We start from the raw sequence: 10,515 nt of genomic DNA, 5'->3' as shown, positions 1-10,515 counted from the left end.
CCCCTTTCCCTTTTCCCCTTTCCCTTTTCCCGACTTCTCTTAGAAGTCTATTAGTTATTGGGTATAGGGCATTGGGCATTGGACATTGGGCATTTGCTAATATCTGATGACTGATGTTTAATATTCAATAAAATAACAGTTCCAATACTTTCGGTTAAATGGGAAAGGTTGAAATTCATCTTTTATCCATTTCCCAAAACACCAAAAAAGTTTTTGGTATAATTACCGAACTACAGCTTTGTCTAAACCCGTAATCGACGTTCGCTTAATTGCACGTGAGGAACTTCAGCAACTTCTGGCGTTGTATCAACATCTCAATCCTGTTGATGCACCTCTACCTGCTGACGACGTGTTAGAGTCTATCTGGAATAAAATTCTGAGCGATAGCCATTTGTATTACATAGTTGCCGACATTGGTGGTGAGTTAGTCGCTACGTGTAACTTAACCATTATTCCCAACTTGACACGCGGCGCACGTCCATACGGCATTATTGAAAATGTTGTCACCCACTCCAATTATCGCCGACAGGGATTTGCTACGCGGGTGCTGCATTATGCTTTGGATTTGGCATGGCAGCAAAAGTGTTACAAAGTAATGCTTCTAACTAGCTCAAAAAGCGAAGATACATTGCGCTTCTATGAACGCGCAGGATTCCAGCGTGGAATCAAAACCGGGTTCATAGCCCGACCTTCAAAAGAAGTGTGACCATAACTCATAAGCCACCTTTGCATCTAAGACAGCAAATTTTTTTGTGTTGGCTGTTGATGGTTGGCTGTAAATTATTTATTTATATTTTTTTGTTGTAGAAAATTAACTATTTAGTCTACTATCTTTTTTGGGGAAGGTAGCAAGTTATATATTGGGCAGGTGCGATGAGAATCTTGCTAATCGAAGATGAGGAAGTTTTAGCAAGTGTCTTGTTGAAGTCTCTGACTAAACAACACTATATTGTCGATGTGGCGCAAGACGGGCAAATGGGGTGGGAATACACCCAAAATGCCAATTACGATCTGCTGCTCATAGATGTAGGATTGCCGAAACTGGACGGAATTACATTGTGTCAGCGATTACGTTCCGGTGGATGTTTTACTCCAATTTTGTTAATGACAGCCAAAGATGGTACTAGAGAACGAATTCAGGGACTTGATGCAGGTGCAGACGATTATCTCATCAAGCCTTTGGATTTGGGGGAACTGCAAGCCAGGATACGGGCGCTGTTGCGTCGGAGCGATCGCCCCATTACCCCGATACTAGAAGTAGGCGGATTACAACTAGATCCTAGTAGTTGCGAAGTCACATATCACAACAAACTCATAGAATTAACCGCCAAAGAATACAGTTTACTGGAGTTATTTCTGAGGAATCCTTCGCGTGTTTTTAGTCGTGGAGATATTATTGAGCATTTGTGGACTTTTGACGACCCACCCCAAGAGGAAACCGTAAAATCACACATCAAATACTTACGACAAAAGTTAAAAGCAGCCGGAGCAGTAGATTGGATTGAAAACGTTTATGGTTTGGGATATCGCTTGAAAGTCGGGGGAACAGGGAACAAGGAACTCTTAACAGAAACTAAGGAGCAGAAATCGCAAGTTGCAAGTCCTCAAGTTGAGGAGCAGTTTCAGCAAGCAATGGGTGGTTTGTGGAAACAATATGAAGGGTTGATGATGCAACGGTTGGCGGTACTGGAAGAATTAGCAGCCGCACTTACTCACAAATCAATGCCCAATGCCCAGTTATACAAATCCGCAGAACGAGAGGCGCATAAATTAGCTGGTGTTTTGGGGATGTTTGAACAAGACAATGGCACTCAAATAGCGCGGGAAATTGAACAAATTTTAGGAAAAGATGGCAATTTGTCTTCAAGTGAAAAGCGGCAATTGCTCTCACTAATTGAAAATTTGGGCAAAATAATTAATCAAATGGCGCAAAAGGTAGATAATCAAACTACTACGCCCATCGCCCAAGAAATTTGTAATCAACTAATATTAATTGACCCCAATCTCCAACTCGGTTCTCAGTTGCAACAACTCGTTGAATGCATGGGAATGTGTTGGCAACAAATTACAAACTTAGAACATGCAAAAAACTTTTTGCAAACCACATCCCCAGATTTAGTAGTACTAAATGTAGATGAAGTAGGACGGCGTCAAGAAAGTTTAGCACTACTATCAGAATTAGCAACTCGTACTCCACCAGTACCCGTACTGGTGCTGGCTGGGAATGATGATTTAGTGGAACGCGTAACTTTTGCTCAGTCTGGGGCGCGGGGTTTTTTAGCCAAACCTGTAACAGCTGCTCAGGTGTGGAATGTTTCGTCTCAGCTATTACAACGTACTCGCTCTTTACGGATTAATGTATTGGCAGTAGATGACGATCCGTTGATTTTAGCAGCACTGCGCCCTATGTTAGAGCCTTGGGGTATGCGGATGACAGCATTGGACAATCCCCTGCGTTTTTGGGAGATACTGCAATCCACTACACCAGATTTGTTGATTTTAGATGTAGATATGCCCCAAATCAATGGTATTGAGCTTTGCCAAGCAGTTCGTACCGATCCCCAATGGCAAGAATTACCGATTGTGTTTCTCACTGCTCATCGAGAAATCAAAATTGTACAGCAAGTGTTTGCTGTGGGAGGAGATGATTATGTAATTAAACCGGTTGTTGGAGCCGAATTATTAGCACGTATTACCCACCGTTTAGAACGTAGTCGTTTACTTCAATCTCTTTCTACAAAAGATTCTTTAACTGGACTAGCAAATCAATTCCAGTCTCGCCGCAATTTAGAACACCTGATTACTCAAGCCCAGAAAAATCAGCAATCTTTTTGTTTGGCAATTTTGAGTGTGAATGATTTACGTCAAATTAATATTAAATATGGTCACGAACTTGGTAACCAAGTATTACAAAGATGGAGTCGTTTATTTCAATCAGCATTTTGCAGTGGGGAAGTGTTAGGTTATTGGGGTAATGGAGATTTTGTAGTGGGAATTTCTGGATTGACAAAACCAGAAATCAATCATCGTTTGAGTGAAATTTTAAGTACCTTACGCCAGCAAATATTCACAGCTGTGGATGGCGATCGCTTTCAGGTAACATGTAATTTTGCTGTAGTGGAATACCCCAGTGACGGACTCACAATTCAATCTTTATATCAAGTCGCTGCTGGGTGTAACATCGCAGAACGCAGGAGATAGCAGGCAGAACGCAGAAGATTAAAAAAGAGGAAAGTGGGGAAAACTCAGCCATGCTATGTGTAAGTAAGCCAATCCACGCTAAAAAAGCATAATTACACTAGCATAGCTGTTATGGCAATAGCCAACGCGGTTAGGACATTAACAGAAGATAAAACTTAGACACAACAAAACTTTTCACCCAATCACTATCTCCCCAGTCAACAGTGAACACCGATATTATTCACAACTGAAAATAGGATTGCTATATATTTTTACTTTGTTGTGGAGCCTCGATAAATTCGCTCCATTTGTTCTGGAGAAAGTACTGTCATTGGAAACCCTGTATCTGTAGAAATTGGTGGTTTGTGAAAAGATTGAAATGCCTGTTGTTGATTTTTAGTGAAAGGTCTTTCACCATTGCTGGTAAAAGGTGGGCTAGATAACCTCTCATCTATCTGTGATGGAGAAGGCTGATTCAGCAGCAAGACATAAGCGTGCTTTTGTGCGTCGTATGTTAAAACTTCTCCTGTCTCGATTTGATAAATCCAAGCATAAATACTTATTTGTCCTTGGTGGAGTTTGGAGCGAATCACTGGATAAGTGCGTAAATTTTCGATTTGGGTGAGTACATTTTCAGCAATAATTATTTCTAAGAGATCTTCGCCTTCGTAGTTGCTGTAATTATCTTTTACTAATCGTCGCGTTGCCTCTGCATACTTGAGCCAGTCATGTACAAGGGGCATTTCTACCCGTAAGCTGTCTAATTTCATTAAGCCTTTCATCGCACCACAATGCGAGTGACCACAGATAATAATTTGTTGAATATCTAAGGCTTGAATAGCATATTCAATTGTTGCTCCTTCACCGCCATTAGTCGCACCATATGGTGGAATAATGTTGCCTGCATTGCGAATAACAAATAACTCTCCTAATCCAGCTTGTGTAATCAAGTTGGGATCGATGCGCGAATCAGAACAAGTAATAAATAGTACTCTCGGCTTTTGACCGTGAGAAAGTTGTTCAAATAGTTCTTCGTTAGCGGGAAAGTAACTACTTTTAAATTCGCGCAAACCTTTAATTAATTTTTTCATAGATGCACCTAAAACCAGGAGTAATGCTTGAATATTTCACGAAAAAGTTGGTTTTCAATGACTAGCGCCCAGGATTTGCCGATTTGTTACGCTGGAGTCCAGGAGGAATGGGCGTTGTAGCATTGGGAACAATTGAAAAATTAATTTACTTAGCAAAATTAATACAATAGTAGTCTGGCAACCCAAAAATGCGCTTGTGACGGATGTAAAACCTTTGCCCTTTGCCCTTTGCCCTTTGCCCTTTGCCCTTTCCCCTTTAAAGAGCTAAGTCACGAAAGCGAACTACTAGTGCCAGGAATACTGCTCTTTCAAATCCCCGTCCTCAATTCCTCCCAATACCTAGTACTCCTCACTCAAAATTTATTGGGCATTGATTGTAGTATAAAGCAGAAGGGCGATCGCTTAGTTATTCCTAAGTTGTTTTTTCCGCAGAACCTCACCTTACTTATGGCAATTTCAAATAATTTGTTAATGGGATAGGTTCATCTGAGTTGTGCCTGCACGAACCGCGATCGCCCCAACCTCTGCTGATTTTAATACACTGTAGATTACTTTACGTTTTAAATAGCAGCTGCAATTTAGCTTATTGCTGTGGTAATATCTACTCAATACCAATTCGGTTCTGGTGGGGAGCAGCCATCAGAGGTAACGGGGAAAGTCCAGTGTAAATCCGGCGCTGTCCCGCAGCTGTAATGAAGCTTATGCTTTAAAGTCAGAATGCCCGCCGAAAGTCCTACAAACTCCCATCTGCGAGGTACAGGTGAATAATCTCATCAATACTCTTTCTATTAATCAAGATTACTGTCTCATAGTCTCAGACATAGATTACGCGCTACAAATTTCTATGAGATTGTAAAAATTTTTCGCACATATCAATACTTAGGCAGAAGGTTATAGATACAACGCTAAAAACTCAGTTGTATCTTCCTCTAACTTTTGCATATTTACGTTATCCCCACCCATAGCTAACTTTGCGCCTACACTTACCGCAAGTTAGGAGTCTCCCGCTTGCAGTATGCGTGAGGCTAATTCGTCGTATCAATCCCCAAGGCTTGAAAATTAATGAACAAAAAGCAACATACTCTATTTGTCTGTACAACCTGCGCCAGTGTATGGCAAGATGGCAAACCTGTTGGTGAGAGTGGCGGACAGCAATTATTACAACAACTCCAACAACTTGCACAAGATTGGGAATTGCAAAATCAATTCTTCATTCAAGGAGTTGAATGTATGAGTGCTTGCAACCATGCTTGCGTTATCGCCTTACAAGGAGAAGAAAAATTCACCTATCTTTTTGGGAATTTAGCAGTTAATGATAGTGCATCCGCCATACTGCAATGTGCCACTCAATACTACGACAATCCTAATGGTTTACTTCCTTGGTCAGAACGTCCAGCACCTTTAAAAAGAGGTATCTTAGCAAAAATACCACCCCTAAGTAAGTGGGGAAAATTAAACATAGATTGCTGTTAACTGATTATCAGTAGTCCATCAAGTTCCTAGTCAGGACTTTAGTTTTCAACACTCTCAACACTAAGGTAATATCAAGTCCGGCTAAATGCTTGTCATTACGTACCACTTCGTGGAAGCAAGCTACGCGTAGCGTCTCGTAGAGAAGAGAAGGGTACGTAGCGATAGCGAAGTGAAGTAATCCCAGAATCCTTGCGATTGCGTCGTTCCACTTCGTTGCACTCGCAATGACATATCACAAGTAATTTACCGGACATGATATAACTCCAAAAAATCAATTATTGCGCTTGGGGTTGTTGACTGCTGACTGCTGACTGTCAACCGTCAACAGTCTTCTGTGGAATATTTTTTTACTTGGAAGTCCCTAAAGTCCCGACTAGAAATTTGGGAACTAGCTTGTAAATAGCACTCTATCAATCGTAATCATTATCATTTTTTCCTGGCTGAGAGTTTTTTCCGAAAAAGCTCAAATATTTGCTTGCAACCAACTTTTAGTGATACAGGTGACTTAAATACCAATGTGTATCCGTACTGAATTTATTGCCAGATGGGGAACTCAACTTATCGTTTCTAGTTTGGCCATCACTGTAGGGATGTTATGGGAAAATTCCAGCATCATCGCCACAGAAGTTACACCCACATCTGGTGGTTCAGCTAAAACACCAAAAAAGACATTGAATCAATCAATAGGCCAAGCACAAGAAAAAGAACCAGATATTGAACTCACAGTTATTTACAAACTACTCAATGAACCTGTTTATTCACCCTTTCGTCGGGAAGGGACAGTAAAAGATTCCACTCGTCAGGTGTATGTCATCACTACTGAAGAAATGGAAGCGCAGGGTGTAAAAACAGTCAGAGAAGCACTGCGATTTCTCCCTGGTATCTTGGGTGACGGTACGGTTGGGACAGAAGTAAATGCTTTAAGCGGTCAATTTATTCGCGGTTCTAATACTGGTCAAGTATTAATCTTATTGGATGGTAGACCAATTAATAATCTTGGTAGTGGTGGTTTTGACCTTGCAGAATTTACCACTAACAATATTGAAAGAGTCGAAGTGTTACCCGGAGGCGGTTCAACACTTTATGGTTCAGATGCAATCGGAGGGGTAATTAATATTGTTACCCGTCGTCCTACAGAGAAAATCACCACAGAAACCAAAGTCAACATTGGTGCTTATGGACTCAACCAACAAAGTATTCAAAATAGTGGGAAATCTGGTGATATATCTTGGGTAGTTGGTTATAACCGTACCCAAGCACAAAATAATTATCCCTTTGCTATTCCTGAAGCTAACTTTCAAGGAACGAGAACAAATAATGATGTACTCTACAACAATTTTAATGTCAAAGTAGAAGCAAATTTAGGAAAACGTAATACCTTAAGCCTCTCAACTTTATATTTAGGCAAACAACAGGGAGTACCAGGAGGCGTACCCATTCCTTTACCGCAATTTGGACAGGGATTTTTTAACTCTCTCACAGACAATAATCGCAAATACACAGACCAAGTTTTCACGGATTTAACTTGGAATTCTCAATTAGGCAACGGCAATGATTCGTTGTTAACAACTAGGGTTTACGCTGATTTTTTCAACACTCGTTTTGATAACCGTAGCGGGGCAATTACCTCTCAAAACCGCTTTGATACAAAACAGGATTCCTATGGTATTCAACTCACCCATAATTGGAATGTTGGCAAAAATCAGACTTTAGTTTATGGCTTTGATTATCGAAATACCAATGTACGCAACACCACATTTAGTTATAGTACAAATATCAGCAGAGAAAATTATGATGATGCCGTAGGTCAGGGGGCGATTTTTGGTAAATATGAAATTAATTTTTCTCCTAGTTTGAGTGTGAATTTAGGAGTCAGACAAGATTTTAGTAGCTTAGTCAATGGTTCATTTACCTCACCGTCAGTAGGAGCAAAACTAGCGGTTTCCAATACAACTACACTCAGAGCGAATTATATCAAAAATTTTCGCGCTCCCGCGATCGCCAATTTATTTAACAACAATCCTACTAATATTGGCAATCCCGATCTCAAACCAGAAAAAGGTGATAGTTTTGATGTAGGTATTGACCAAAAATTAGGTAATATTGGCTTGTTGAGGCTGACATTTTTTAGTAATAGAATTTCCGATACAATTGCCTTTAAAACCTTAATTCCGCCTGTGAATGGAAATACAGGAACTTGGGAAAATATCGGGTTAGTACAAACTACAGGAATTGAAGCTTCGTTAAACTTACAATTAGCAAGGAATGTCTATGCTTTTGTTAACTACACAGCTAACGATCCGCGTATTTTGGAAAGTGCTAACCCCACAGAAATTGATAAAGAATTACGGTTTGCAGGTGCGGATAAATTAAATTTAGGTGTGTCTTATGAAAATCCCCAAGGTTGGTATTTTGGTGTGTTGATGAATTCTTTAAATGGATATCCCACTAATAATACTAATACAGAGTTTTTACCTGGTTACACTACTTTTGATTTCAAAATGCGTGTACCGATTAGTGATAATTTGATTTTAACTGGTAGCTTAGATAATTTGTTTAACCAGCGTTATCAGTTGTTTCCTGGTTTTCCTGATGGAGGGAGGGTTTTTCAGGTGGGTTTGAGTTCTAGGTTTTAAGAAAAAGAATTGTCTCACACAAAGACGCAAAGGAGATTTAGAAATGAGTGAGTTTAATTGTTGGGTGACACCAGTTAATGAGGTGGTGCGGGAAGATTTAGCGACGGGAGGGTTTGTTGAGTATGAATATTTTGATTGTAAAAGTGATGTTTTAGCATCATTATTATATACTTTATTTGAACAGAATTGGCAGCAGGTTGGTGTTGGTCATATTGTTCAAGGTAGCGTCTTAGAATTGGAATTTCATGCACCACCAAAGCTTTGTATTCTCTATGATGGCTATTTGACGGTGGCGGCTGAAGGTTGGCATTTGCACTTGTGTATTGATACTAATTTTGGCGGCCCTTTGTGTAAGACTCCTGTGGAAGTGAGGAAACAGCGTTTAGTTAGTCGTGCGGCTTTTTATCGGCGATTTAATGCAGAAGAAAGTCCTAGAAGTTGGGGAATTCAGTTTTGGAATGGTGCGAATGAGCAATTGATGACAATTTTATTACCTAACCCTTTAGTGGATGGAGAAAATTTATTACCAGAGGGTAAACCAAATCTAGCAAAATTAGCACTTTATGAAGATTTAAGAGATATTTATGTATTAGGTAAACAACCCATACCCTTTACTAAAAATCCTCTCAAACATTCCTATATTTCCGTTTGTACTTCTACTCGCTGTCTTCCTTCCCGGAAATGGCAACCAACATTTGATGCACTAAAATCAGCTGTAGAAAATACAGGTTTAGACATCGAAGTCAGAACATCTGGCTGTCTAGAAGTCTGTCAACTAGGGCCAGTTGTCTTTTATTCCAATGATAGAACTTGGTACACTCGCGTTAACCCCAATGTTGCAGAAAACATTGTTAACGAACACCTAGTCAAAGGTAACAAAATCACTCCAAACCTCTACCCACCCCAAACCCCTTAATCTCCCCCTAACTCTCTGCGCCTCTGCGTCTATGCGTGAGATAAAATGTTAAAACTCCCACACCAAAAACCAATCATTTTTCTCTGTCAATTATTCCTCATTACCACCCTCATCATCGGCTGTCATAACACCACAATTCACACATCAACTAACACCTGCATTCAAAACTATAACCCCAAGCAAGATTACTTTCCCAACAAAATCAAAATCACTCATGCCACAGGATTGGCGGTAGAATATCATAATAACTACAAAATAGTTACCATTAAAAATCCTTGGCAAAATGCCAAAACCCAGTTTCAATATCTTTTAGTTCAATGCGGAACTCCCACACCCAAAGGATTTAATCAAGCACAGGTAATTACGGTTCCCATTAACTCTATAGTTTCTCTATCAACTACACATTTACCACACCTAGCTAAATTAGGTGTAGTTAACAAGCTAGTTGGAATTAGTAATAGCAGTCAAGTCAATAATCCTGATGTAGTGGAGAGAATTAAAGCCGGAAAAATAATACAAGTAGGCAATAATTCTAATGTAGATATAGAAAAATTATTAGAATTAAATCCCGACTTAGTGACAACCTTTGGTACAGGAAATTCTCAAACTGATAGTTATAGCAAACTCTCAGAGGCGGGTTTGAAAGTAGCGATAAATGCTGAGTATATGGAAGATACGCCATTGGGGAGAAGTGAATGGTTGAAATTTACAGCTTTGTTTTTTAATCAAGAAGCACAAGCAGAAAAAATATTTAATGAAATTGCTAGTAGATATGCACAAATAGCTGAAAAAGCTAAATCTGTCAAAAATCCTCCCACTGTATTTGTTGGTTTTAACTTTAAAGGTACTTGGTTTATGCCTGCTGGTAACAGTTATGTAGCCAAATATTTAGCTGATGCTGGAGGAAACTATCTTTGGAGTGGTGATAAATCTGCTGGTAGTCTTCCACTTTCTTTTGAAGTAGTTTTGGAACGCGCAGCTAACGCTGATTATTGGTTAAATTTTAGCCAATCTTGGCAGAGTTTAAAGGACGTGATAGCTGAAGATAGTCGCTATGGTGATTTTAAAAGTGTGAAAATAGGCAATCTTTATAATAACAACGCGCGTGTGAATGCCAATGGTGGTAATGATTACTGGGAAGGGGGAATTAGTAATCCTGATATTGTTCTTGCTGATTTAATTAAAATTTTACATCCAGAAATATTACCGCATCATCAGC

8 protein-coding genes and 1 riboswitch are annotated in these 10,515 nt (G+C 39.7%); of the genes, 6 read left to right on the top strand and 2 right to left on the bottom strand.

Annotation, left to right across the window (positions count from 1 at the left end; translation table 11 throughout):
- Positions 1 to 238: 238 nt before the first annotated feature.
- On the top strand, positions 239 to 706 hold the full coding sequence (locus tag GNE10_RS25430) for a GNAT family N-acetyltransferase (RefSeq protein WP_221642989.1): 468 nt from the start codon (positions 239 to 241) through the stop codon (positions 704 to 706).
- Between the two features lie 167 nt (positions 707 to 873).
- Positions 874 to 3,201 carry a response regulator gene (locus tag GNE10_RS25425; protein ID WP_185567771.1) on the top strand — a complete coding sequence of 776 codons (2,328 nt, stop codon included), beginning with the start codon at positions 874 to 876 and terminating at the stop codon, positions 3,199 to 3,201.
- A 251-nt stretch (positions 3,202 to 3,452) separates the two neighbouring features.
- Here GNE10_RS25425 and GNE10_RS25420 read toward each other — a convergent pair whose 3' ends face one another.
- A complete protein-coding gene (locus GNE10_RS25420; RefSeq protein ID WP_099072859.1) occupies positions 3,453 to 4,271 on the bottom strand; it encodes a carbonic anhydrase in 819 nt (272 codons plus the stop codon).
- Positions 4,272 to 4,871: 600 nt separating this feature from the next.
- Positions 4,872 to 5,015: riboswitch (cobalamin riboswitch) on the top strand.
- A gap of 318 nt (positions 5,016 to 5,333) precedes the next feature.
- On the opposite strand from GNE10_RS25420, the gene GNE10_RS25415 reads away from it, so the two are divergent.
- Positions 5,334 to 5,744, top strand: coding sequence for a DUF1636 family protein (locus tag GNE10_RS25415; RefSeq protein WP_185567768.1), 411 nt, complete (start codon positions 5,334 to 5,336; stop codon positions 5,742 to 5,744).
- 95 nt (positions 5,745 to 5,839) lie between these two features.
- Here the strand turns inward: GNE10_RS25415 and GNE10_RS25410 are convergent, their stop codons facing one another.
- A complete protein-coding gene (locus GNE10_RS25410; protein WP_185567765.1) occupies positions 5,840 to 5,998 on the bottom strand; it encodes a hypothetical protein in 159 nt (52 codons plus the stop codon).
- A 267-nt stretch (positions 5,999 to 6,265) separates the two neighbouring features.
- Between GNE10_RS25410 and GNE10_RS25405 the strand changes: the two genes are divergently transcribed.
- The 3 genes from GNE10_RS25405 to GNE10_RS25395 form a co-directional block, all read left to right on the top strand.
- Positions 6,266 to 8,380, top strand: coding sequence for a TonB-dependent siderophore receptor (locus GNE10_RS25405; protein ID WP_185567774.1), 2,115 nt, complete (start codon positions 6,266 to 6,268; stop codon positions 8,378 to 8,380).
- Positions 8,381 to 8,423: 43 nt separating this feature from the next.
- Positions 8,424 to 9,296: a ferredoxin gene (locus tag GNE10_RS25400; protein ID WP_185567762.1), complete on the top strand. Its 873-nt coding sequence runs from the start codon at positions 8,424 to 8,426 to the stop codon at positions 9,294 to 9,296.
- 45 nt (positions 9,297 to 9,341) lie between these two features.
- On the top strand, positions 9,342 to 10,515 hold a 1,174-nt coding region (locus GNE10_RS25395; protein WP_185567759.1), incomplete at its 3' end, for an ABC transporter substrate-binding protein.

The sequence above is a fragment of the Nostoc sp. 2RC genome, from assembly GCF_014222165.1.
Taxonomy (GTDB): domain Bacteria; phylum Cyanobacteriota; class Cyanobacteriia; order Cyanobacteriales; family Nostocaceae; genus Nostoc; species Nostoc linckia.
The sequence above is the reverse complement of the archived record's forward strand: the minus strand, read 5'-3'. Positions and strand labels throughout refer to the sequence as shown.

What these genes read in the sequence shown, in the direction of transcription:
- GNE10_RS25425 (WP_185567771.1), top strand. Translation starts at nt 874, where the DNA reads ATGAGAATCTTGCTAATCGAAGATGAGGAAGTTTTAGCAAGTGTCTTG.
- GNE10_RS25420 (WP_099072859.1), bottom strand. Translation starts at nt 4,271, where the DNA reads ATGAAAAAATTAATTAAAGGTTTGCGCGAATTTAAAAGTAGTTACTTT.
- GNE10_RS25415 (WP_185567768.1), top strand. Translation starts at nt 5,334, where the DNA reads ATGAACAAAAAGCAACATACTCTATTTGTCTGTACAACCTGCGCCAGT.
- GNE10_RS25410 (WP_185567765.1), bottom strand. Translation starts at nt 5,998, where the DNA reads ATGTCCGGTAAATTACTTGTGATATGTCATTGCGAGTGCAACGAAGTG.
- GNE10_RS25400 (WP_185567762.1), top strand. Translation starts at nt 8,424, where the DNA reads ATGAGTGAGTTTAATTGTTGGGTGACACCAGTTAATGAGGTGGTGCGG.